Source organism: Paraburkholderia sp. RCC_158, assembly GCF_041355255.1.
Taxonomy (GTDB): domain Bacteria; phylum Pseudomonadota; class Gammaproteobacteria; order Burkholderiales; family Burkholderiaceae; genus Paraburkholderia; species Paraburkholderia graminis.
Genome location: NZ_JBFUPM010000012.1, coordinates 1 through 22,830, shown reverse-complemented (window position 1 = coordinate 22,830; position 22,830 = coordinate 1). Strand labels below are relative to the sequence as shown.

The window sequence follows — 22,830 nt, the reverse complement described above, 5'->3', positions numbered from 1 at the left end:
CGTTGGATTTGTCGTACACACGCCATAGTTGACATTTGTTTAAGATCTTGCGAAGTACCTCTGGTAGTGTGCGCGGTACTGGACACCTCGAAGAACGAAAATGAAATACCAGGCGCAAGAGATTGACTTCAGGAAGCTTCGGAGTGCGGTGGTTGCTACAGCGAGAACGAGCGCCGCGCGTCGTTCCTGCAAGAACGGCGGCCCCCTGAACTGCAGGGTCAGTTGTCATTCGACGGGGCGCGCGTTGTTTGCCCTCTCTACCCTGGCGCTTGCAGTCGGCGGCACGCTTCCGCAGCAAGCGTGGGCTCTCGACATCACCGTTAACAGCGAGGCGGAATTGCGCGCGGCAATCGGCCAGGCCAATGCGTCCATAGACGCGAGCTCGACCATCTTGCTGGGGAGCAGTTTTCAGGTCGGGAACACCGCGCTGCCCGCGCCCGCCAAGGCCTTGACGGTCGATACCCGGGGCTTCACGCTCTCTGGCACCAGTGGCGGCGGTAACACCCGATGGTCGGGCAGCACTGCAACGCTGACACTGGCGGGGACGATTGTCGGTGGCGCGAGTAGTGGGGCGGGCGGGCGTGGAGGCATAGGCGCGGGGCTGACTGGCGGTTTGTTCGTCAACAGCGGCACGATCGCCGGTGGCGACGCGCTTGCTGGCGGAATTTCAGGAAGCGCAGTGCAGCTCAGGAACGGCGCCACGCTGACGAACAACGGCACTATCCAGGGAGGGAACGCCAACGGCGCAGGCGCAGGAGCTGGAGTTGCCGTCGACGTGGGCGGACTCGGCGCCGCTACGACGCTGATCAACAACGGTACGATTCGCGGTGGTACCGACCTGACGGGCGCCAATGTCGGAGCCGTCGCGCTCATTACCCGAACTGGAGCGCTACCCGTCGTCAACACTGGCACCATCGCCGGTGGAAACGGGGCCGCCGCGATCCAGGCGAACAGCGGGAACATCAGCCTGATGAACAGTGGCACCATCCGGGCCGGTAGCAGCCAGGCTAACGCGCTGCAGTTCGCCACTGGCAACACCGGTACGGCTACGCTTGAGCTCCGGGCGGGATCCCTGATTGTGGGCAACGTTGTTGCAAACGCTGCGTCGACGGGTAATACGCTGCGCCTTGGCGGCACGGCAAACGATGTCTTCGACATCTCAGCGATCGGCGCGACCGCGCAATACCAGAATTTCAATATCTTCGAGAAAACCGGCGCGAGCACCTGGGCTCTGACTGGCACGGGCACGACTGCCACGCCGTGGTCAATCCAGCAAGGCACACTGCAAATTGGCAACGGCGGAACGAGCGGCAGCATCGTCGGCGACGTGACGAATGACGGCACGCTCGCCTTCGATCGCAGCGATTCGTTCAGGTTCGATGGTGTGGTCAGCGGGACCGGCTCGGTCAATCAGGTGGGCACAGGCACGACTGTCCTGACGGCCGCGAACAGCTATACGGGTGCCACGAACGTTATGGCAGGCACGCTCGCGGTCGGCGATGAGACTCACGCCGGTGCATCTGCCGGCGCAGGCCTGACGAGTGTGGCTGCCGGTGCATCGCTCGGCGGCTACGGCACCGTGTCCGGTTCGGTGAACAACAGCGGCACCGTGGCCGCCGCGAACGCCCTCGCATCGTTCGCCTCAGGCAACACCGGCACGTTCCGGATCGGCGGCGAGCTGACTAATGCCGGCATCGTCAATCTCGCGGCTGCCTCCGGGAGGATTGGCAATGTGCTGAGCGTCGGTGGCAACTACACCGGGACGAACGGACAGGTCGTCCTTAACACGTTACTCAACGAAGGCGGCGCAGCATCGCAGTCGGACCGGCTCGTCGTCGGGGGAAATGCCAGTGGCACGACGGCGATCAAGGTCAACCAGTCGGGCACGGGCGCACTGACCACTGGCGACGGCATTCAGGTCGTTCAGGTCAACGGAACGTCGGCGGCGAACAGTTTCCATCTTGCGGGACCGGTCCAGGCAGGCGCCTACCAATACATGCTGTTCCAGGGCGGGGCCACCGACACGAGCGACTGGTACCTGCGCTCGCAGTTCGTGGCGCCGACCGCGCCTGCAGATGCCGGCGATCCCGCGACACCGCCCGCTTCCTCAGGCCCCGCAACGTCGCCGCCGGCCAGCACCGCTCCTGCCGCACCGGGACCTGTCGCCTATCGGCCGGCGGTGGTCGGCTATTCCCTTACGCCGCTGCTCAATGCCGATTACGGCTTCACTCTTCTTGGGCGCCTGCACGAACGGGTAGGCGACGTTGCGAGCAGTCAGGCGGTGCAGCCTGCGCACAGCAACGGCATGTGGGGGCGTATTGGCGGGCAGAACCTTGATGCCGATGCCGGCCACCGCTTCTCGGCGGACGAGCGCACGTTCTTCGCACAGTTCGGCAAGGACTGGACGCTTTCGCGCGCTGCCAACCGTGGAACCACGCATGCTGGCGCGACATTGACCTTCGGCTCGACCTCTGCTTCTTTCAGCGACAGTGCGCGAAGCATAGCCGGGCTGGGGGAGTCGACCGGCATCGTTGAAACTCAGGCGCAGTCGATCGGAGGCTACTGGACGAGGTACCTGCCTGACGGCAGCTACTTCGATGGCGTCGGACAGCTGACGCACTACCAGAACCGTTACGGCGATATCTTCGGCGAAAGCGCAAGCCAGCACGGTTTTGGCGCGGGCGTTTCCGGCGAGATCGGCAAGCCGTTCGCGCTTGGGTCGACGGGGGTGGCAATCGAGCCTCAGGCGCAACTGCTCTATCAATACATGCACCTGAACCGTTTTAATGATGGTGTCTCGCCAGTCAGTTCCAGCACGACTAACGGATTGCGCGGGCGTGTCGGGTTCAGGGCGTTCACGGCCAATCTGGGCAATGACACCAGAACCTCGAGCGTGACGCCTTACTTCACCGCAGACGTGCTGCATGACTTCTTCTCACCGGGGCATGTCGCGGTCGGCGGCACCACGCTCGACAATCAGCTCGGCAAGACCTGGTACGACATCGGCATCGGGCTCACGGGCGAGCTCGGCAAGAGGTCAGAGCTGTATGCGAACGTGAAATACGAACACAGCATAGGTGGAGAATACCGACGGAACGTCTTTGGACAGGTGGGGTACCGGTTGAGCTGGTAACGGCCTTCTCTTCGCCAGATGGTTCTGGGCGGGGCCGTGGCCGGCCGCCTTCGGGACGCGTATGCGCGAACGGTATGAACCCGACGGAGATGCGCCCGCCGTCGGACAGGAGCGGCAGCGACGGGTCTTTTCCAGGTTCGGGCAGCGCCTGCAGTTTGCGCAAGCGCTATCGGCTGCGGCCAAGCCGGAGGAACCAGCAGAACGATCGTCCACGCAATGAAAGCCAGGCTACGCCAAGCATTGTTCCTGTTGCCCATCCTGGTCTAAGGAGGATCGGTTCAAGTTTCGAACGGGCATTGAGCGGTTGCCCGGTAAGTCGCCCTGCAAGTTAGGGGAGCCTAGCGTTATTTGCGCAGCGCTGATCAATACAGCGCCGTCCAATGGTTTGGTCAGACAGCCGGCGGCACCTTGCGCGAGAGCCTTCTCGCGAACGGCGGGATCGTCGTTTCCGGTAATGAAGATGATCGGCACGCCAGTCCGCACCATGCGGCGCTGCAGTTCCAACCCGTCTATCCCTGGCATCTGGAAAATCTGCAATCACGCACACAGGCAGGAACAAAATCGCCGACGACAGCGAGTCCAGAAATGCTTCGCCACTGGAAAAAGTCTCTGCCTGTACCTCGACGGAGTGAAACAATCGCTTGAGGGCGCGGCATCGCCGAGCCGCCCCGCGCCACTATCGTCCTCAACCCCTGGAGATCAGCGCACAGGGGGCGCTGCCGCTAACAAGCTGCGCAAGAACACCATGATCATATGTCCAATGGGCACCTCGGCCAGCATCGAGCGCTGCAGCGCAAGGCCTTGCGAGAGACCCATGAAGGCCGCAGCCAGTATGGTCGGCGATTCGGGCGGCACTCTTTCCAACCTGGCGAAAATCTGCCCGATACAGTAGGCAAGGCCATCACGATGAGCGTCCAGCAACGCCTGTGAGGCCGTTGCAAAAGCGGGATTGCGGCGTCCCTGAAGCTTGAATTCAACGCCCAGCACAGACCATTCGGGCTCTGCGTCAAGTGTCTTCGCCCAGAGCTCCAACGCGCTCAATATGTCGTCCGCAGACGCAGACGGATCGCTCAGCGTCCGGCCGATGTCGCTTACTTGCGTCCTCGACCGCTCGCGCATCAGTTCCACGAACAGCTCTTCCTTGCTCGCAAAGTTCGAATAGAAAGCACCCTGCGTATAGCCTGCCTCGGCCGCAATATCCCTGAGAGACGTACCGCTGAAACCTCGCTCGACAAACAGCCGCGTCGCCGCAGCTAGCAAATGTGCCCGGGTCTGCGATTGACTTTCTTCGCGGCTCTGCCGCCGGGGGGGGGTCACCGTTTTCATGACGCAAAGGATATCAGTTGATATTTGGAATTCAACTGGATATTATTACGATCGCATTTCATATTTCACTTGATATGTAAAGCGTATGCATGGACTCTGCCTTTGAGAGCTCCATGCGGGGCTGAATGGGGTGGCTGAGAAGCTCGTCGAGGGATCCGCCGCAAAGACTGGAAGCGATGCGCCAACTTGATCATGTATCACGGAACGAGCACATGAGTAGCAGGGTAGAGATGTTGAAGCAGCAACTCGCACAACTCGATAAGCGGATATCTGTAGCCTGGCAGCAGGAACAGAGAGCTGCTCTCGAACACGTCCGCCAGGTCATGAACTTCTTCAACCTTGTGCCTAATCAGTTACGCATTGACCGGCGAGGCACCTACAACACCAAACCGCTTCAGATGAGATATCAGGATCCCGTCACCGGTGCAACCTGGAGCGGCCGTGGACGCGCGCCGTCGTGGATCCGGAACCGAAGCTACAACGACTTTCTGGTCAAGCAGTCCGACGCCGGGGAATCGGACTAGATGTGTTCACATTCAAGCTAGCCGAGTGACTGGTTGACGTCGCCCAAGCTGCGGCTGGGTCGATGTCCCTTATCAAAGTTGAGCGGTCCGTCGAATGGCCGTCCACGGATGTCAGCGAAAGGCTGCTCCTGGCCGTTGCGTGCCTCACGCGGCGGATCACGGCTGCGTCCGGGAGATGCTGTCGCGGGTGGCGAATCGTTGCCACCAGGAGATCAGTTTTTCGTGCCCTTCCGTTAATGAAACGGCGTCAGATGCCTGCATGAAGCATGCGAACATTGGCGCGGCGTATAGATCTGCAAAGGTCACGCCGCCGCCGATGAGAAACTCCCGGTCGTCAGACAGCCGGTTCAATTCGGATAGACATACAGCGGCACGCGGTAGCGCTGCGGCGATCTTCCGCTCGTCGGCCAACCGGCCTTCGCGAGCTGAAACCACGCGTTCAACGTAGATGTCCCAAACGAGCGTTCGGTAGCATAAGCATCCAGTATCCCAACGATCTGATTTACCTTGGCGCGAGCTTTTGGATCAGTGGACTGCAACTTGCATCCCGGAAAAGCGTCGTCAATATAACGTACGATCGCGTTTGTCTCGTAAAGGTGGAAGCCGTCGTGCTCGAATGCCGGAATACGACCGAACGGCTGGCGCTTCAAATGTTCCTGCGGAACGCCAGTCTTGGCGAACACGTCTACCTCAACCAGGCCGTAGCTGACCTGCTTCTCTTCCGGAGGAAGCTGAGCGATCCGCACGTACACGCTCCATGCGGCTCCGTATAGTTTCACCACTTCAGTTGCCGACATAGGATCGCCCCCAGTCGCCCATGACAGCGCGAACACGATGGTTTGCTTTAACGAAGAACAGTGGCCTTCAATTCAACGTGCCACTCCGTACGAGGGCGCTGATCGTCGTCGATCTGGACGTCCCCGATTAATCGCAGTCAGGTCAAGCTCGAAATAAGGTGGCAGCCACATGTGGCACGATGGCCGTGTCGCGCGATCGGGATGCCGTCATCGGTCATTGAGGCGTCCCCTTCCTCGATCACGTTCGGCGACACGTCAGGGTGACGCGGGCATGAAACACGATCACCCTTGCGGGCGACGAAGCGGCCGTCGTAACGCATCGTCGAGGAGCCGGTCAGCACTTTGCCGCCGTGGTCGGTATCGTCTTCAACGCGAATAAGGTTCATCATGAAGTGATGTGCTAAGACACCATCGACTATAGGAATCGATAGCAGACCAACTGTGTTATTGCGCTTAACTAACGATCTGAATACCAATCGTCATGTTAACGGCCATAATACCGGGTGACGCCATAAAACAAGTCATCATCTTGCGTCTTTATAACAACGATCTTCCCGTTCTTTTTCCATAACCAGGAACATTGGCCAAGCCCAACGTCCGAGCACACCTGCATCTCGGGTCGCCCTTTGCATCTTTCGTCTTCGGGAGCACAAGGCAAGGCGTTGGCACCGTGATACGGTCTCCATCCATGCTCCAACATGATTTCACGAACCTTGCCGTAGGGTGTCTCGGTTTTGATGGCTGGAACGTTCAGTCCGTCAACGCCCGACTCTGCAAGCACGCCACCGGAAAAAATGAACAGCAACGCACAAACGTAACATCTAAAAGACAGTTTCAGCCTCACGCCAATCACCTCATCCCTTGGATCTGATTGAGGACATCTACCAATTTCCCAGTAGAGCCGTCGTTATTCGTGTTGGCCGCGCCTTGGTAATACGACATGTGGCCGTTCGATATTCTACCGTCTTGAATGGGAAGACCTTGAGGGACGGAGATCGAAGCCCACTCCTGCGCCGCTGCATACTGGGCCTGATTTACAGTTCCCTTCCCGTTTTTTACAAAATCAGCCAATACGCCGCCACCGGCCTTCTTGAAGAGAAACTCCCTGAAGAAACGTTCTTGCATATCTGCATCGTATTTTTCACTCCCGGTCAACCCCAAAGCCGCCTTGCCAGACCTAAGTGTGCTTAAAGTTGTTTGATATTTCCCTGTCGCAAACATCCGGTTAGGATCAGTACCCGAGAGTGGGTCTGTCGCCAAGATTTCATCGATTGTTTTTGAGGTAACCGTTCCTGCTGGAGGATGCATATATGAATGGCCAACGCCTCCCCCCGGAACGTTCTTGGTTCCCGTATTGTACGATTCGTAACCACCCTCGCCGCCGGAGATGGCGTCGCCTATTTTCTTGATAAGCTCGTCTAGTCCGCTCGTCGCATGATTGAAATTCCCAATCAGTCCAATCGGATGGAAGTGCCACGGCGTGGGCTCCTTCGGGAAGCCCTCAACGCCTGACACCTGTTCCCACCATTGCAGCCTGTTGATCCGCTCAAGCTCGCTTTTCCAGAGCCAAAGCAGTTTCTTCATCAGTGGCGATAGGGTTTCCCACTTGCCCGGTCCGCCACCCCATTCGCTCTCGCAACGCACTACCAGATGCGAAAGCGCTTCAGCGAGCCACGGCGTCTGCTGGGCCTGACTCAATTCCTGCGCCGTTACCTTGCCGTCGTGATTCGTATCGACTGCCTTTTCCAGCTTCGTGATGAGTTCACCACCGTTCACGAGCGACGCGCTCGATTCGAATTCCGACTTGTCCTCGCCTTCGATTAATTGCTGTGTGACATGCAGGTAACGCTTGAGCATGTCGACCGGCTTGATACTGCTGTGATCGATCAGCTCAAAACCGGGCCAGTCCCACGGACCACACATGCGGGTAAGCGGATGGTCCTTCTCACACACCCATCCCTGGCAGGTCGCGCCGTCCTTCGTGCCGATCGTGATGTTCCACCAGCGCTGGCCTTTGTCGTCCTTCGCAACGTTCTGTGCACCAAGCCTGTCGAGATCGACACGGCGGAACACGTCACGGAAATCCGCACCCGGCCCCTTCGCGTTCGCGACCTTCAAAGGGAAGTCTTTCCAGCCTTTGACGACCCCTGTCGTCGTCTGGTTCGCCAGGCTCGCATCGACCCATAGCGGCGCTCCGGTGTTCTGGAGCGGTGGCGCTGGATGGTGCCCATGATGGCCGCCGGCATGACCGTGCGGGGCCTGAGCCGATGTGCTTGGCGTTGCTGGGGGAGCGATCTTCGGCTGCACCTTGATCCACCGTGAGCCTTGCACATCAGCGAGCGGCACCAGATGCAGGCCAGTCTGCGTCAGCGTCTGGTCGGGTTCGGGAACATCCGTCACCAGCAGTGCACCCGGCGAAATTTCAAGGAACGCTTTCGACTCCGGCAACTGCCTGGCCCGTTCCCGGCTCCTGCTGATGAAGTCCTGCAGGTCCGGTCCGGCAAACGTTTCCAGATGCAGCATGGGATGCGTGCGTCCCGGCGGCAGGGAGCTTGAATCGCTGTAGTCCTGATACTGGCCAAGATAGCCGATCACCGTTCCCGCCGTCACGGCGAACGGGGTCTTGAGCACCACCACCTGATCGAGCGGCTTCGGCTCGATCACGACATCCAGTTCATTCACATACACCCAGCCATACGGCACGTGTGGCGACGCCGGTTGACCCGCTACCGCCCCAACCGGCGTGCCGCTCCTGATCGTCGCGATCTTCGCCCAACCGGGCTTGTCCGACTTTTCCGTCGTGGAGACAATCAGTTCAGAGCCTGTCGGCAGCAGTCCGATAATCTTTCCGTTTGCTGAATCGCGCACACGGATGCCCGACACGGGCGACGGCGGCAGTGGCGTGCCATCGCTGGCATCACTGGCGTCGCCTGCGGCTGCCGAGGGTAGTTTGAAATCATTCCGGATGAGGGCTGCAATCGGATCGCTATCCTCGCTGCCTGTCTGTTGTGTCAGGGCCGCGGGGGACGCAGGGGGCTTCGGCGTCGGTACCTCCTGTTTGTCCTTTGCCTTCGCGCCGACCCGGTAATACCGGTCACCCTCCCAGAACGGCATCGGCTGGATTTGCGGCGCCTTCGGGTCAACGGGAGCCTCCTTCGCCGCTTCCATCGCGATCTGGTATCCGACCCAGTCCAGCAGATGCATGTACAGGCTGAAAAACACCAGCGTGTCGGCGGCGGGAGCTTTCGGGGGCTGCGCAGGGGCGCCTGGAGTGCTCGCTGCAGCTGGGGCGCTCGCCGTGCTGGCCGCAGAAGCTGAGGCCGCGGGCGTGCTGGATGCGCCCGGCGCACTGGCGGCGTTCGGTGAGGCCGCATCCGGTTTCGGTTGCGGCGGCGGAAGCTGCAGCTTGTGACGGATTAACACGAAGCCCGTCGAATACAGCGCCGAGCGCTTGTCCTGATATTCGAGTTCGGGGTATTTCGAATCGAGCCGGTACGCAACCACTTCGCCATCCGCAATCGCACGGATGCCAACGTCCTGCTTCAGTGCGTTGCCGGTTTTTCCGTCGAAGTGTATGCCGCCGTGCCACAGGCCATTTGCGCCGAGCGGGTAGAAGCCGTTCTGCGCATTGCCGAGCGCCTTCATGTAGGTCATCGGGTCGCCAGCGTCGTCTTTCCCCGTAGGTGCAAATGGAAAGCTGAAATTCAGCGCCTTGTAGGGCGGTGCGGCAGGCGTGGCGGGAGTCGCCGCGGCCTGCTGCGCGTGCGCGGGATGGGCGTGATGCGCGCCATTGTGCGAATTGCTCATGGGACTCAGTTCCCGTTGTGATTCATGACAGATGTTCTACGGTGGCCGAGGTCAGCCGGAAAACGACAGACCCCGTCCGCCTTTCGTCGCGACGGGTGTTGCCTGCAACGGGTCGAGGTTCGTCGCACTTGCCGCGCCAGGCTTGTCCCACGATGCGCAGCGTTCAAGAATGTGCCCGGTGGTGACGTTCTCGATTCCCGCGCCCTTGATGCTGATGTACGAACCACCCGCGCCAAGCCACACTTCCTCTTTGGCCGTGAGGATCAGACGGCCCGTTGCGCTCTCCACTTTCACATCCAGTTGCGCAAGCAGGTTCATCGCGTCGCTGAGCGCCTGAACGTCAATCTTTCCTTTCCCCGCGATAAGCTTGATGCCAAGGTTCTGCGCGAACAGGCTGATGCCGTCCATCACACTCGCAAGCAACGACTTGCCTGCGGCGAAGATGATGTTCTTTCGCGCGACGGTGTTGACGTGCTCGTCGGCCGCCAGGTGGACCGACTGCTGCGTGCTCGCCGCAATGCCTTCAGGACTGGACAGCACCATGACCGGCTTCGAGAAGCCGTTCGCGTTGCCCGTGCCGCCGCCCGCCGTACGGCCACCCTTGCCAACCGAGCCCGCCACGCTGTGTTCCGTCGCGTCGGTGAACGTCTTGAGCGCATCGTGACCATCCTGCAGGCTCTCGCCGCGGTTGGTCTCGCTCGCCTTCGAGACGGTTTCGAGGACCGCCTCCGCGCCCGCCAGTTGCCCGGTGGCTGCCGCGACATTCAGCGGCTGTGTGGAGACGGGTTGCGTCGAAATGACCATGCCCTGCGCCGCGCGCAACGCGCCATACGCTCCCGAGCTCAGATCGAAACCGGTGCCGATGAACGGCCCGCGCGTATTGTCCGTATGCTGGATCAGATACCCCATGTGAAGGCCGGTGCTGTAACTCGTTGAGTACAGACTCAACCGATTCTGCCCGCTGGCATCATCCATCAGGATTTCGTTAAAACCATCGCCACCGTACTCCTTCGAACGGTGACCGGAAAACAGGCCATGCGAGTGGAACACCGGTTTTGTCGCGCCCCCATGCAGCCTCGAAATGATCACAGGCCTGTCGCAGTCGCCGTTCACGAAACCGACAAGCACTTCGTCGCCCTTCCTCAAGGCGAAGTGGCCGCCGCGTTGACTTCCCGCATCCGGCATCGCCGCGCGAATCCAAGCCGACGCACGTTCGTTGCGCCCCTTGCGGCTCCACGAAAGCCAGACCTTTGAGCGGTTCAGGGAGTCGGTAAAAATCTCTTCGTTCTCCGGCGTGCCGACGATACCCGTCTGCAGATGCATCTCGGGTTTCTGATGTGTGAGCGGGCTGCGGAACGGCACGCGCCGTCGCTGCGCTTCGATCTCTACCTGAAAGAATCCCGCACTGCCGTCCGTGTGACGAACAGTCGATCCGGCACCCGCCGCGCGCGCCTGTTCGACTTCGGCGCGCAGGCTGCGCGGGAACCGCGCGAGGGCTTCAATACCCGGCACGTTGTTCTGGATCAGCCAGTCGACGGCGATGATCGCCATCTCACGTTCGTCTGCTGGTTCGCTGTCGTGAACGGGGTGGCCATCGAGCCTGTACCAGTAGCCGGGTAGTGCGCACCGCAGGCTGCCGACGCCGAAATAGCGTTTCGCGCGGCTCGCCATTTCCTCCGCGCGAATGCGTGCCTGCGCTTCGCCCATCTCGCTGTCCGACCACGAGTACCCGCCGGTATAGATGTACTTCTCACCCTGCGCGGGCAGTTCGTCCTGATTGAACGCGGGGGAACTGATCTCCTTTGGCAGGTCCGGTCGCATGTAGTCGAAGGTGTTCGTCGTAATCGCTTCGCTTTGCGTATCCTGCTGCTCGCTCCACTGCGTCAGTCCGTCGAATTCCGCGCTCATATCCGAACGGCTGAATTTCACCACCTGCTCCGGCAACGGCGGAACGAAGTACAGATCGTCCATGATGACGACGGTGTGGGACTTGCCGTCTTTCGCGAATTCGAAGCGCGGGAAAATGCCGACCTCTTCCATGCTGCGGTAGACGAAGTTCCAGTCGTCCTCCCACTGCACCCGCTGCGAATACGAGCGGATGGGCGCGCGCAGATCGAAGCGATACTGACCCTGCGCCTGCGGGGTCTTGGCGAACACATCGGACAGGATCTGCCTGCCGTCGGCTTCCTGCCAGTCGCGGCAGTCACTGCTGAGCTTGAGGAAGCTTAGCCATGACGAGAACTGGATCTGGTAATACGTCATCGGCCCATCGCTTCCCAAGCGGCGGGCATGCTGCACGTAACCGTGAATCGGCATATAGCTGCCATCATTCTGCTGAATCCACAGCGTCACCGGTTTCAGCACGAGCGCGCCGAGCCTGATTTTTTCACCGTGTGCCGACACGGCATCAACAGTGAATTCGAAATTGCCTCCAAGACGGGCCGAACCTTTCACGTACAGTGGTACGAGCCAGTCCTCGCCAAGCGGCGTATCGAGTTTGTTAAGACGCCCCCGCTGCGCGTAGCCGGCGCGCAGCGCCCCCTGCAGCTGTTCGTAAGCCATGCTGAACCCCGTGTATGGAAAACGCTTACGGCCGCCGCTCAAACCGGGGCAGCCTGTTTACTTCGAGAGTGCCTGTCTATAGAAAATGGAGCCTGTTGGTATAGGAAATGCCGACAAAACCGACCGAAACAGAAAAAGGCAAGCCTGAATCCTCATGTCAGCATCGCTCCGATTACCCACGTCGCATAAACCTGAAAATATGCTGCCATTATTACCAGATTAACCATGCGCGCGATTTTACCCGAATCAATAGCCGGCGCCATATTGACGTTGCGTCAAATCCTGTCAAATCGATGAATGCGATCAACTCCATAACGACGCATACATAAACGTCATTTTTTCGGATAGATTCGGTCACATAGAACGCATGCTGTAACTTGCCACCGGTTGATGGCCGGCCCTCCCCTCGCCCGACGCTAGCAATCTGTCGGAATGAGAACTGCGACGCCCCAGACACAAATCCTCTCCCGCCTCGCCGTCCAATGCGCGCTTACTCCTAGGCCCGGCTCGCCGACCTGGAGCCTTCGTTTCCGCCGTCCCGATTCCGACTTGAACTGGTGGAACTGGATTGCCGACTCCGCGCACCTATGAACAGACGATGATGAGGCAACGCTTACAGTAGAGATGGTCTGCGATGCAGATCACGTGCGCCCCAGCGGTCGCGTTCCCGCCAGCCGATCCCGTAGCGTTACCAGCGCTTCTCAACCTGACGCGGGGACGTTGCCATACGCTGTCTAAGCACCTGCGAGCATCGTTCCGCGGCACCGGCGGTGACCGCAGCGGCAGGCATACTGCGCCCGCACCGCAGCTGAGGAGCGACCGTCTGTCGTCAAACCGTAGGCGATGAACAGTTCCTCACCCGGCTCAATATCCGATACAGCCTGAATGTAGACCCGTCCATCATCCTCGACGGCCTCGCAGTTGGCGACACAGGCGTGGTTCAGCCAGCGCGCGCTGTTGCCGCCAAGCGAACCGTCGATGACGCCCCCGTTCGAAAGGCCGAAGAGGAACGTATGCCCCTCCTCTCCGAATCGCCGATGGCGACTTTTCGCGCGCTTCCAGCTCATTACGGTGCCGGTGTACTCGAGCATACGCACCTGTGCATTGAGCCGGCCTGGCACTGCCTGGGCGACGGTCACCTCCGCAAAGCCGTTGCCTTCGCTACCAGGGTGATCGCCTGTCGCTCCTGCCGAAATGAACCATGCGCGCCCGAGCTTCGTTGACCGCGTGCACCGGGGCAGAGAGCAACTGCTGTTCGCGCAGATCGAGAAGCCGGGTAATCGGCGCGCAGTCCTTCTCCTCGATGAGCCATATGCGCCTGCTCGCGCTTCTGGCGGCGAGGTCCAGGATGCGCTCTGCCTCGAGGTAAAGCGCATGGTCGAGTGCTCCGTACCCGGTCTCCTGAAGGTACCAGGTAACATAGAGCGCCTTGACTAGTTCTGCCAGCAGTTCGCCATTACCCTGACCACATCGGAAAGCAGCGAGAGCGAGATGGTTGCGCAGGACGACTTCCCGGACGTAGGCTGCTGTATGTGGCAACAGCATGGTTTTGCTCAGCGGCTTCCGGGGTGCCCCGTTTGCAGAGAGCCGTTTACGGCGATTTTGAGGCATAGAGCGGGGCAAGATCAGCTTGACGCCGTTTGAATCCGCCATCGTAATCCATTTACGAAACTGCAACGATGTCCGGGAAGCGATCCGCCTGTTGACACGCGTATAAAACTGCCTCACTTCCGCTAGAAATTTGCATCGAAAATTGACCCACATGTTCAACTGCCTGCTTGGACGCCAAGCAGGAGAACGGAGTGATAACCGTGAGCATATTGGCCAAGATTCGGCGGATGCGACTCCGAAACAGATACTCGCTGCCCGAAAGCGCTGCGGCTCGCATCCACGCCTCTACACTCGTATGTGTCTGCTCGGTGATCTCGAACTGCACCGGCCGTCTCGTCTTCTGCTGCATGATCGTCGCCCGCGCCGCGCGAGCTGAGGCGTATGTCCGATATTCGAAATCGCGTGAGATCGCACGCGCGTAGCTTGCTGTCGATCGCAAGGTTGAACAGTGCCAGGTCTCGCGTCCGTGTGGCGAGCTGTAAGCGAATACGGATCGCCCAAATCTCCATAAGCTTGAGTGGTGGCTTTTGGCCTGTCAGCTTTCCCTTGTTCCATGGCACTCGCCGCGCGCTGCCTACATCAATGGCTTCCATGACAATTCTCCTTTCGACGGAAGGAGAATCGCTCTGCACCGACCAGCAACAGACGGAGCCCGACCCGTTACGGTCATTCATTGCATTTCACTATGGATGGCCGCTAACTGGTAAGGTCCGGCCGATGAATTTACGCCAACGCTGGACGCAGCACGCACACGTTACCGATCGTAATCACAACCTTACCGAACCGACCTTGCGACAAGTGTTCGAAGGCTTGCACGGACGCACAATCTGCGCAGCTATAGTTATCCGCAGCCAGAGGTCCTAGGCGGCAGTCGTTTCTGCTTAACAAACGAGCGCCCACGGAGCATTCCTTGGGCCAATAAAATTTCCGGTAATGATCAAGTCACCGACGCGATGCTTGATCGCGAGCTCGCTTCACGATATGCGTTGACAGCCTCTGCTCGCCGAGGTATTGTGACCCTCGAAATATTCAAGAAGTTCGATTGCTGATCATCATTTTCCGCCCCTTCTGCGCGGTACTCGCTATCCTCTCCTCTTCCTTGAAGTTTATGTCGTTCCGCAATGGAGCTGTTGTTTTTATCTCAAGGAATTCTCATGGATACCGGTACTGTTAAGTGGTTCAACGATAGCAAAGGCTTTGGCTTCATCACCCCTGACGCAGGCGGCGACGATCTCTTCGCTCACTTCTCGGAAGTTCGCGGCGACGGTTTCAAGACGCTCGCAGAAAACCAGAAGGTGAGCTACGAGACAAAGCGCGGCCCGAAGGGTATGCAGGCCGCGAACATCTCGCCGCAGTAACGTATTTCAAGGGCCGGTCTACCGGCCCTTTGCATGTCTGCCTGACTAGTATCCTCGCGGAGCCGTGCGCTCCCGATCTGATCGCCGCGTTCGTCCGTGCGCGTCATTTGTCTTTCGACACGATCCGTCTCGCTTCATTTTCAATTTAAGCCCCTTGTACGATATAGATGTCGTACGGGCGTCGCGCGGTTATTGCTTATGCAAAATAATAAACATCTTCACCACTACAACGGTTATTCAGTCTCCCCTTCTGCACATCGGTTGCCGGACGGCTGGTTTGCCGCCAACCTTCTGCTCGCCAGGGGTGATGCCCTTGAGGCTGATCCGGTTTGCTACAAGTTCCACGCGCTCGACTATTTCGATAACGAGACGCAGGCTCTGGGACACGCTACCAGTTGGGCACGCGACTGGGTCGACAGTCGCGGATAGTCGGCAATACACTTGCATAGTAGCGGCAAGATGGACGGCGTCCAGAATCGACGAGCCACGGGTGCGGACCCCGTCAGATCACAACGATACACAGCAAGAGCACCTCTGCCTGCATGAACTGATTGCATTGCGGCGACACCGCTTGGCCCCTCGCCAGTAGGCCGATGGAGATGGGCGCGCAGGATCCCCACCGCATGATGCGAGAAAGCCCATCACGCCTGTCACATCAGCGCCGATCATACTGCTCACACAACGTCGCAATGAAGCGCCTCAAAGCTGCTTAAGCTTGCGCCCGCCAGAACGTCACTCAATCGGATCACGGGATCCGGTCGCCTGATCGACACAACGCTATTCCCGTCAATCGCATCACTAGGAGCAGATATGGCGTTATTGATCATGCAGGTCGCGGTAAGCGGGGAACTGGTCGAGATTTTCGAAATGCCGGTTGATGATGTCGACGGCCACCGGATGCTCGCTGCCGCCAATGAGGACGAACGGGTGATTCATCCCTCGGGACACGCTCTCGAAGACGGTGAGGTCTGGATTGATCTGATCGACGGAGATGGCGAGACGCTGTTCGACCAGGTGGCATGTTTTCACCGGGCGGATGCATCGGACGCTTTGCAGATTCATTTCGGCATGAATGTCGATGTCGTGAGAGATTGCCTCTCAAAGTCGAACATCGCATCGCTCCATGCAAGGCACCGTCTGGCAGCCCAAGCCTACTTTCGCAAGGTCGACCGTCTTGTCGATTGCTCGCTGGTGGGCTCCCGGCAGAGCAACCGTCGCCGTGTCGGCGACGCCAGTGTCATGGATCTCGTGATAGAGCTTCGCAGGAGGCTGGATGGTGTTGTCACCCAACTTGCGCTGAGCGAGTTGCCAACGCCTGTGCAGGCCGCGGCACAGCAACTGAAAGACGCGACGAAGAGCTACGTGGGTGCGGTGCAGAGCCTGTGAAGCAGCAGACTGAGCTGTATTGTGGAATGTGAAGGAGCAGTATGCCGAGAACGGTGAAGTATCGCGGGTTTGAGATTGATGTTGACCTCGTGCCGACTTCCGAAGACATGTTTGACGCGTGGTTTCGCATACAGGGACCGACGCCCATCCCGGGAGTAGCGGCGCTAGGCCTGCGTATCAAGGTTCCCGGCGGACCGTTTTCGCGCCGTTGGGCTTACTTCGTCGCGGAGGTCGCTGGTCAGGCGTCAATCGACGTCATCCTTGGTCCCGACGACTAGTTGGCGCCGCAAAAAATGCGAAGAGCGTACTTACTTGGCGAGCTTTGCCGTTTTTGTCGTCAAGACAAGCATCGGACACGATTGAAAGGGAAATAGGTTCATGGACGAACGCAAGCGAGACAGCATGATTGCCTATCTCCGGCACCGCATGGAGGACTTCGGCATCAGCCCGGACGATCTCGCCACCGCACTCGCGGCCGTACCGGAAGCTGACCGCTACCGCAGCGCGAATGGCGATAGCTGGAGCGGCGAAGGGGCTACGCCTCAATGGCTGAAGCAGGCGATTAGTGCCGGGCAATCCATCGGGCACTTCGAGCTATCGTCGGGGTCAGTGATCAAGCCGCCCTCGCAGACAGGCGCAGACTGGACGAACGACCCATTCGCAGGCAGTCCACTCGCGCGGCCGAGCCCCCGTTAGTCAGACCCTGCCTGCCTGTCGGTTACCTGAGCCGTGCATTTTCTTAGCTCTTGCTATCGCTCCCGCTTCGCAGATTGACTCGGTACGCGCTGGTTTGCTTACCGCACTGTCGGTTACGCATTCCGAATGCGACCGCTTAATCCTGAGGCCTCAGCTTCGGCGAGGCGGCTATATAAGCATCCCATTGATCATCTTCAAAAGCGGCGCGTGCGATCCTCCTTTCCGGCAGTAGCCGTCGAAGTCAACGATGGGACCGGTCGCGACAAACTCAGCTTTCCCCAACGCGGTAAACGCAATGATGCCTGCATCGCGGCTGGCAGGCATGTTCCGCAGCACTCTTGCTACCGCGAAGCCATTATGTTCCGGCATGCTGATGTCTAGAACGAACACGTGCGGTTGCCAGAAATTTAGCATCTGGATCGCGTCAACCCCACTCAATGCAAAGCGCGTCTCCAGTCCGTCAATCGCCAGGGATGCTGCCAATGCCTCAGCGTTCGCCCGGCTATCGTCAACCGCAAGGACGCGCGCAGAATTTCCGTTCAGCGTAAGTTGTCGCTTTCTGAAAAGTACAGGCGGTTCAGAAAATGGAATGTTTTGCATGACTGCTCTCGCATGGACAGGCACGCGCCGCATGCAGCATACCTGGAGCATAACAGGCTAGTCTGGGGGTGCGTCGGGGGTCCAATGCGATGTCGCGTGCCTCAAAGTGTCCAATCTGTAACCGTCCGAAGTTCAGTGAAGATTTGACGTCTGAGCGTTCGCTTGCGCGGCCCGTGGAAGGACAGCAGATGGCCGAACGGTGCCCGATGCCGCCGACGGCCTAGTTCCAAGCAATGCACCGTGCAGCGGACCGTAGCTGACCCATATCGGCCGTACGGCGTCTGAGATTTCTCGCCCACTAGCCGCCATTCGCAGCATCACCGCGAGAGCGATGCCAAGAAAAGGCAAGCATGTTGGAAAAGATCGCCGGACGACGTTGACGAGGCAGGCATGCGCGGCCACCATGGCAGATGGTCACCAATGCGCGATCAGGCTGGGGCTTGGTGCGCTCTGGAATGGATCGTCACGGGCGCCATTATGAGCTTTCAGGGGGATATCATGACTGAGTGCGACAAGGCGTTTGCGGGCTCAATCCCGAAGTTCTATGACACGCTGATGGTCCCGCTCATCTTCGAGGCCTATGCCGCCGATCTGGCGGAGCTTATCGCGGCCTCCTCGCCCCGTTCGGTGCTTGAAACGGCGGCCGGCAGCGGCGTAGTCACGCGGGCCCTTGCTCCAAAGCTCTGCGCTGGCGCGCGCTACGTGGTGACCGACCTCAATCAGCTCATGCTCGACTATGCCGCCACCAGGCAGGGGGCCGACAACCGTATCGAATGGAAGCAGGCAGACGCGCTGGATCTGCCGTTCGAAGATGCCTCGTTCGACGTCGTTTGCTGCCAGTTCGGCGCGATGTTTTTCCCCAACCGGGTCGTCGGCTACGTCGAGGCGCATCGCATGCTGAGGCCGGGCGGCCGCTTTGTATTCAATGTCTGGGACCGCATGGAAGAGAACGCCTTTGCCGACGAGGTCACCAACGCCGTCGCCACGGTGTTTCCGCTCGACCCGCCGAGATTCCTCGCCCGCACGCCGCATGGCTATCACGATATCGCACTGATCCGAGAGGAGTTGAACCGTGCAGGGTTCGCCGACATCGAGATCGAGACACGCGAGAAGGTGAGTTGCGCGGCCTCGGCACGCGACGCCGCCACCGCTTATTGCCTGGGAACGCCGCTGCGCAACGAAATCGAGGCGCGCGACGCCGGCTTGCTTCAGCTCGCTACGGACAGAGCGACGGAGGCGATTGCCAACCGCTATGGCGAAGGGCCGGTGGCTGGCAAAATTCAGGCGCATGTGATCGTGGCGGCAAGATCGTAGAGTCTCGGATTGCTCATATCGAATCAACGTTGATAGATCGCTCGATTGCCCGCGAGTCTAACGTGTGTGGCACGGCGGTTCGACTATGATGAATTGTCTGCGGCCCGAACTCCGCAGCGCAAGGCCGCGAACCGGCGATGACGGGACGGGGCGATGAGCGAGCAAAGCAACGTGCAACTCGTGCAGCAGGCGTACGCGGCGTTCGGCAGGCCCGATATCGACGGCGTCCTGTAGACGCTCTCCGAAAACGTCGACTGGTTCATACCGGGGCCGACGGACATCATTCCGTTCGTCGGCAGCAGACATGGGCCGCAGGAGGTAGCGGCGTTCTTTGGGACCCTTGCGTCGACGCAGACCGCGGAACGGTTTGAGCCGCTCGTGTTCATCGCCAGCGGCGATAGGGTCGTGGTACTCGGCACGCAGCGCTGGCATGTCCTTTCGATCAGGAGCACGTACGAGGACCAGTGGGCGCACGTATTCACGATCGAAAACGGAAAGATCACGAAGTTTACTGAGTACCACGATACCGCGGCGGAAGCGGCGGCGCATCGATAGTGAGGGCGCCTGCACGCGCGCTAAGCCTGTGCGCGAGACGCGCGGCTCGCGCCGATGTCGCCGCGCCACTCGCCGACTAACGACGACTCGTTCTGCCGGGGCACTGCCTCATGCACGCGGCAGACACCGCTGGGCCTTGGGAACTTCGGCGGTCGGCAGCACGCGACCGTAGTTGCCTGATGACATACTCAAGGTCGATGGCAGATTTGGGATCAGGTAGCGGCCGTTCTGACCGCTGGCTCCTGCGCCCAAGCATCATATGTAACGCCGATCATAATCGCCCGTGCGCCCAGTGAACACAAACTTTGACTTCCCTCCCCCCTGCCATACACTAGATTCGAAGCACGCTAATCGTCGCGGAACACAAGGAGCACAACCATGACTCCCTGGGAAATCCAAGGCACGGAACTGATAAACTGCAATTGCTCATACGGTTGCCCGTGTCAATTCAACTGTCCGCGCCGAATGAATTTTGAGCCACCGCGCCGATCGAGCTTTGAGCCGGGGTGGAGACCGGCCTGAAGAAGGACCGGTTGTGGATAAGTGTATGGGTTTCCGGAGTGGTTGTCCTCCTTCGTATGAGGATGCATTGCGCAGTGGAAGCTGCGAAGGGCGTAGCCCGTAGCGGCTTCCACTGCGCGGCAAGCGACGATCAGGCCGATTCGTTCGCGCTCGCATCGTCGGCTCTGCGCGCTGCTTCGCGCGAGCGGATACGCTTCTTTGCACTGGCGCTGCTATGGCGGAAACGGTAGCTTTCGTTGCCGGTTTCCACGATGTGGCAGTGATGCGTCAGCCTGTCCAGCAATGCCGTGGTCATCTTCGCGTCGCCGAACACACTGGACCATTCGGCGAAGTCCAGATTCGTCGTCACCGCAACGCTCGTGTGCTCGTACAGGCGGCTCAGCAGGTGGAACAGCAACGCCCCGCCGGCCTGGCTGAAGGGCAGATATCCGAGTTCGTCCAGAATGACCAGGTCGAGGCGAAGCAGGCTCGCCGCTATCCTCCCCGCGCGTCCCTGCGCCTTCTCCTGCTCCAGTGCGTTGGCCAGATCCACGGTCGAGTAGAAGCGCACCCGCTTGCCGTGGTGCATGATGCCGGACACGCCGATGGCGGTCGCCAGATGCGTCTTGCCCGAGCCCGGGCCGCCGACCAGAACCAGGTTGTGCGCGCCCTCGGTGAACGTCATGCCGGCCAGTTGCGTGACGAGCTGGCGGTCGACCGGCGAGCCATCGAAGTCGAAGCCCGCGATGTCGCGATGCACCGGGAACTTCGCCGCGTTCATCTGGTGGCTGACCGAACGCACGGCCCGATCCGCGACCTCGGCCTGCAACAGCCGTTCGAGCAGCCATTGCGAAGACGCCGCCTCGACATTGACCTGTTCGAGCAGTTCGGTCCAGCCGGCAGCCATGCCGTGCAGCCGCAAGTGTTTGAGTTCGACAATCAGATCACGCATGACCGGCCTCCGGCTGTTGCAGTGCCGGGCGCAGCCCGTCGTAGCGCGATGTGTCGGCCAGCGGCGGTGTCGTCAGTTGTAGCGCAGTATCGATCTTCGGCGGCATCTGCACGCTGCGCATGCGCGACAGCACGTTCACCACATGCTCGACGCTCACGCGCCCGGAGGGCGGCGCCTGCTCCAATGCAAGTTCGACGGCAACCACTACGGCGTCCAGACCGCTTTCCGGGACCAGCGCCAGAACCTTAGCCATTACCCGGTCGCCACCTGGCTCGCGTAGTAACGCCCGACGCAGCCGTTGCAGCGGCTCGGGCATATCCTGGAACGGCGCACCGTTGCGCAGGGCTCCTGGCTTGCGCTGGATCAGCGGGATGTAGTGCTGCCACAGGTATCGCACCTGTCCTTCGTCGGCCAGTCGATCGTGTTCGGCCACCACGGCATCGTCGCCGACCACCACAACACGGCCAGGATAGAGTCGCGTGCTGAGCATCTGGCCTGCGAATTCGCATGGCACGGAGTAGCGATTGCGGCCAATCACCACCAGGCAGGTCGACGAGACTCGTGCCGCACGCTCAACATAACCGTCAAACGGTGTTGGCATCGGCATCAGATGGGCGCGTTCCTGCTCGAACACGTCGGCCACACTCAGCTCACGATAGTCAGGATGCTTCACCTGATCCCACAATGACCGGCACCGCGTCGCCAGCCATGCATTCAGCTCGGCGAAACTGCCGAAGCGTTGCCCACGCGCCTCAATCCAGATACGCAGGCGGCTGTCCTGCACGTTCTTCTCGACGACGCCTTTCTCCCAGCCACTGGCGACGTTGCAGAAGTCCGGATCGAACAGATAGTGCGAACACATCACTGCGAAACGCGGATTGACCGTGCGACCCTTACCTTTGTGCACCTTGTCTACGGCCGTTTTCATATTGTCATAAATGCCCCGGCGGGCCACCCCGCCGAAAGCCGCGAACGAGCGCGTATGGGCATCGAACAGCATCTCGTGCCCCTGACTCGGATAGGCAACCAGCCAGAACGCCCGCGACGCACATAGCTTCATGTGCGACACCTGGAGCTTGCGGTAAATGCCGCCGACAACCAGTCCTTCTTCAGACCAGTCAAACTGGAATGCCTCGCCCAGTTCGAATCGCAACGGCACAAACGCCGACTTCGAAACCGCCTTACCTTCGCCTTGCCGCCAGGCCCGGATGAAATCGGTCACCCGCGAGTAACAACCGTCGTAGCCGCCAGCCTTGATCTCCTGGAACAGCATCCAGGCGGTGCGGCGTTCCTTCTTCGGTCGCCGCGCGTCGACACTGAGCGCCTGCACCAGCACCTCGTGAAACGGCGTCAACCGGGTCGGCTGCGAGCGCCGCTGATACTTCGGCTCCTCCTGAACATCCATGTTCAGATATTTACTAATCGTGTTGCGCGACAGGCTTGTGAGACGCGCTATCTCGCGTACCGACTTGTTCTGGCGGTGGAACATCCGCCGCACCTTGCCAATCATCGTCATCGGGATCATCCCCAAACACCCTGCCAGAAAAACTAGCAGGATAGGTTGATTGCCCGGCTCAGTTTTCAGTCGGCGCGATCCCTACATGTGGCTGAATTTTCGGTCGGCGTAAACAAATTCAACGCACTGCCGAACAACGGCTTCTGCGAAGCGATGGGCGCCATCTCGATCAGCAACGGTTACTACGGCGAC

General features: G+C 59.9%; 19 protein-coding genes and 2 pseudogenes. 8 read left to right on the top strand and 13 right to left on the bottom strand.

Annotated features, from left to right (window positions below; genetic code table 11):
- Nucleotides 1-100: 100 nt before the first annotated feature.
- Nucleotides 101-3,133 (top strand): autotransporter outer membrane beta-barrel domain-containing protein, encoded by a 3,033-nt coding sequence (locus tag AB6809_RS22230; RefSeq protein ID WP_371027183.1) that lies wholly within the window; start codon nt 101-103, stop codon nt 3,131-3,133.
- Nucleotides 3,134-3,361: 228 nt separating this feature from the next.
- Here AB6809_RS22230 and AB6809_RS22225 read toward each other — a convergent pair whose 3' ends face one another.
- Together AB6809_RS22225 and AB6809_RS22220 are read right to left on the bottom strand one after the other, a co-directional pair.
- Nucleotides 3,362-3,655, bottom strand: coding sequence for a response regulator (locus AB6809_RS22225; RefSeq protein WP_370882120.1), 294 nt, complete (start codon nt 3,653-3,655; stop codon nt 3,362-3,364).
- Nucleotides 3,656-3,832: 177 nt separating this feature from the next.
- Nucleotides 3,833-4,459, bottom strand: a complete 627-nt coding sequence (locus AB6809_RS22220; RefSeq protein WP_371027182.1) for a TetR/AcrR family transcriptional regulator — start codon at nt 4,457-4,459, stop codon at nt 3,833-3,835.
- A gap of 212 nt (nt 4,460-4,671) precedes the next feature.
- Here AB6809_RS22220 and AB6809_RS22215 point away from each other — a divergent pair, with 212 nt between their 5' ends.
- On the top strand, nt 4,672-4,983 hold the full coding sequence (locus tag AB6809_RS22215; RefSeq protein WP_029971016.1) for an H-NS histone family protein: 312 nt from the start codon (nt 4,672-4,674) through the stop codon (nt 4,981-4,983).
- A gap of 156 nt (nt 4,984-5,139) precedes the next feature.
- Here the strand turns inward: AB6809_RS22215 and AB6809_RS22210 are convergent, their stop codons facing one another.
- From AB6809_RS22210 to AB6809_RS22175, 8 genes and pseudogenes are all read right to left on the bottom strand, one after another.
- Complete coding sequence (locus AB6809_RS22210) at nt 5,140-5,334, bottom strand: glutathione binding-like protein (protein WP_371027181.1); 195 nt, start codon at nt 5,332-5,334, stop codon at nt 5,140-5,142.
- Nucleotides 5,331-5,780: a glutathione S-transferase N-terminal domain-containing protein gene (locus AB6809_RS22205; RefSeq protein ID WP_371027180.1), complete on the bottom strand. Its 450-nt coding sequence runs from the start codon at nt 5,778-5,780 to the stop codon at nt 5,331-5,333. Before AB6809_RS22205 ends, AB6809_RS22210 begins: the two co-directional genes overlap by 4 nt.
- 137 nt (nt 5,781-5,917) lie before the next feature.
- Complete coding sequence (locus tag AB6809_RS22200) at nt 5,918-6,169, bottom strand: PAAR domain-containing protein (RefSeq protein WP_035570526.1); 252 nt, start codon at nt 6,167-6,169, stop codon at nt 5,918-5,920.
- 460 nt (nt 6,170-6,629) lie between these two features.
- On the bottom strand, nt 6,630-9,587 hold the full coding sequence (locus tag AB6809_RS22195) for a lytic transglycosylase domain-containing protein (RefSeq protein WP_371027179.1): 2,958 nt from the start codon (nt 9,585-9,587) through the stop codon (nt 6,630-6,632).
- Nucleotides 9,588-9,638: 51 nt separating this feature from the next.
- Nucleotides 9,639-12,149: a type VI secretion system Vgr family protein gene (locus AB6809_RS22190; RefSeq protein WP_371027178.1), complete on the bottom strand. Its 2,511-nt coding sequence runs from the start codon at nt 12,147-12,149 to the stop codon at nt 9,639-9,641.
- Between the two features lie 734 nt (nt 12,150-12,883).
- Nucleotides 12,884-13,288, bottom strand: a complete 405-nt coding sequence (locus AB6809_RS22185) for an SET domain-containing protein (protein ID WP_371027177.1) — start codon at nt 13,286-13,288, stop codon at nt 12,884-12,886.
- Between the two features lie 22 nt (nt 13,289-13,310).
- Entirely contained in the window at nt 13,311-13,802 is a 492-nt protein-coding gene (locus AB6809_RS22180) for a hypothetical protein (protein WP_371027175.1), read from the bottom strand.
- Nucleotides 13,803-13,986: 184 nt separating this feature from the next.
- Nucleotides 13,987-14,353: pseudogene (locus tag AB6809_RS22175) on the bottom strand (integrase); the annotation flags it as partial.
- Nucleotides 14,354-14,914: 561 nt separating this feature from the next.
- Here AB6809_RS22175 and AB6809_RS22170 point away from each other — a divergent pair.
- The 4 genes from AB6809_RS22170 to AB6809_RS22155 all read left to right on the top strand — a co-directional run bounded on the left by AB6809_RS22170 (nt 14,915) and on the right by AB6809_RS22155 (nt 17,200).
- Nucleotides 14,915-15,118: a cold-shock protein gene (locus AB6809_RS22170; protein WP_025527573.1), complete on the top strand. Its 204-nt coding sequence runs from the start codon at nt 14,915-14,917 to the stop codon at nt 15,116-15,118.
- Between the two features lie 198 nt (nt 15,119-15,316).
- On the top strand, nt 15,317-15,547 hold the full coding sequence (locus tag AB6809_RS22165; RefSeq protein ID WP_307252057.1) for a hypothetical protein: 231 nt from the start codon (nt 15,317-15,319) through the stop codon (nt 15,545-15,547).
- A 381-nt stretch (nt 15,548-15,928) separates the two neighbouring features.
- Nucleotides 15,929-16,504, top strand: a complete 576-nt coding sequence (locus tag AB6809_RS22160; protein WP_307252055.1) for a hypothetical protein — start codon at nt 15,929-15,931, stop codon at nt 16,502-16,504.
- Between the two features lie 378 nt (nt 16,505-16,882).
- Nucleotides 16,883-17,200: an H-NS histone family protein gene (locus tag AB6809_RS22155; protein WP_307252050.1), complete on the top strand. Its 318-nt coding sequence runs from the start codon at nt 16,883-16,885 to the stop codon at nt 17,198-17,200.
- Nucleotides 17,201-17,368: 168 nt separating this feature from the next.
- On the opposite strand, the gene AB6809_RS22150 is transcribed toward AB6809_RS22155, so the two are convergent.
- Entirely contained in the window at nt 17,369-17,800 is a 432-nt protein-coding gene (locus AB6809_RS22150) for a PleD family two-component system response regulator (protein ID WP_307252048.1), read from the bottom strand.
- Nucleotides 17,801-18,298: 498 nt separating this feature from the next.
- Here AB6809_RS22150 and AB6809_RS22145 point away from each other — a divergent pair, with 498 nt between their 5' ends.
- Both AB6809_RS22145 and AB6809_RS22140 read left to right on the top strand, forming a co-directional pair.
- Nucleotides 18,299-19,114, top strand: a complete 816-nt coding sequence (locus tag AB6809_RS22145; RefSeq protein WP_307252046.1) for a class I SAM-dependent methyltransferase — start codon at nt 18,299-18,301, stop codon at nt 19,112-19,114.
- Nucleotides 19,115-19,366: 252 nt separating this feature from the next.
- A pseudogene (locus AB6809_RS22140) lies at nt 19,367-19,669 on the top strand (nuclear transport factor 2 family protein); the annotation flags it as partial.
- Between the two features lie 652 nt (nt 19,670-20,321).
- On the opposite strand, the gene istB reads toward AB6809_RS22140, so the two are convergent.
- The gene (gene istB, locus AB6809_RS22135) at nt 20,322-21,122 is read right to left on the bottom strand and encodes an IS21-like element helper ATPase IstB (RefSeq protein ID WP_035971031.1); all 801 of its coding nucleotides are present in this window, start codon (nt 21,120-21,122) and stop codon (nt 20,322-20,324) included.
- On the bottom strand, nt 21,115-22,638 hold the full coding sequence (istA, locus tag AB6809_RS22130; protein ID WP_310035151.1) for an IS21 family transposase: 1,524 nt from the start codon (nt 22,636-22,638) through the stop codon (nt 21,115-21,117). The genes istB and istA overlap by 8 nt, the downstream gene beginning before the upstream one ends.
- Nucleotides 22,639-22,830: the final 192 nt, after the last annotated feature.

Coding starts and splice junctions, on each gene's coding strand:
- AB6809_RS22230 (WP_371027183.1), top strand. CDS start 101: ATGAAATACCAGGCGCAAGAGATTGACTTCAGGAAGCTTCGGAGTGCG.
- AB6809_RS22225 (WP_370882120.1), bottom strand. CDS start 3,655: ATGCCAGGGATAGACGGGTTGGAACTGCAGCGCCGCATGGTGCGGACT.
- AB6809_RS22220 (WP_371027182.1), bottom strand. CDS start 4,459: ATGAAAACGGTGACCCCCCCCCGGCGGCAGAGCCGCGAAGAAAGTCAA.
- AB6809_RS22215 (WP_029971016.1), top strand. CDS start 4,672: ATGAGTAGCAGGGTAGAGATGTTGAAGCAGCAACTCGCACAACTCGAT.
- AB6809_RS22205 (WP_371027180.1), bottom strand. CDS start 5,780: ATGTCGGCAACTGAAGTGGTGAAACTATACGGAGCCGCATGGAGCGTG.
- AB6809_RS22200 (WP_035570526.1), bottom strand. CDS start 6,169: ATGATGAACCTTATTCGCGTTGAAGACGATACCGACCACGGCGGCAAA.
- AB6809_RS22195 (WP_371027179.1), bottom strand. CDS start 9,587: ATGAGCAATTCGCACAATGGCGCGCATCACGCCCATCCCGCGCACGCG.
- AB6809_RS22190 (WP_371027178.1), bottom strand. CDS start 12,149: ATGGCTTACGAACAGCTGCAGGGGGCGCTGCGCGCCGGCTACGCGCAG.
- AB6809_RS22180 (WP_371027175.1), bottom strand. CDS start 13,802: ATGGCGGATTCAAACGGCGTCAAGCTGATCTTGCCCCGCTCTATGCCT.
- AB6809_RS22170 (WP_025527573.1), top strand. CDS start 14,915: ATGGATACCGGTACTGTTAAGTGGTTCAACGATAGCAAAGGCTTTGGC.
- AB6809_RS22165 (WP_307252057.1), top strand. CDS start 15,317: ATGCAAAATAATAAACATCTTCACCACTACAACGGTTATTCAGTCTCC.
- AB6809_RS22160 (WP_307252055.1), top strand. CDS start 15,929: ATGGCGTTATTGATCATGCAGGTCGCGGTAAGCGGGGAACTGGTCGAG.
- AB6809_RS22155 (WP_307252050.1), top strand. CDS start 16,883: ATGGACGAACGCAAGCGAGACAGCATGATTGCCTATCTCCGGCACCGC.
- AB6809_RS22150 (WP_307252048.1), bottom strand. CDS start 17,800: ATGCAAAACATTCCATTTTCTGAACCGCCTGTACTTTTCAGAAAGCGA.
- AB6809_RS22145 (WP_307252046.1), top strand. CDS start 18,299: ATGACTGAGTGCGACAAGGCGTTTGCGGGCTCAATCCCGAAGTTCTAT.
- istB (WP_035971031.1), bottom strand. CDS start 21,122: ATGCGTGATCTGATTGTCGAACTCAAACACTTGCGGCTGCACGGCATG.
- istA (WP_310035151.1), bottom strand. CDS start 22,638: ATGACGATGATTGGCAAGGTGCGGCGGATGTTCCACCGCCAGAACAAG.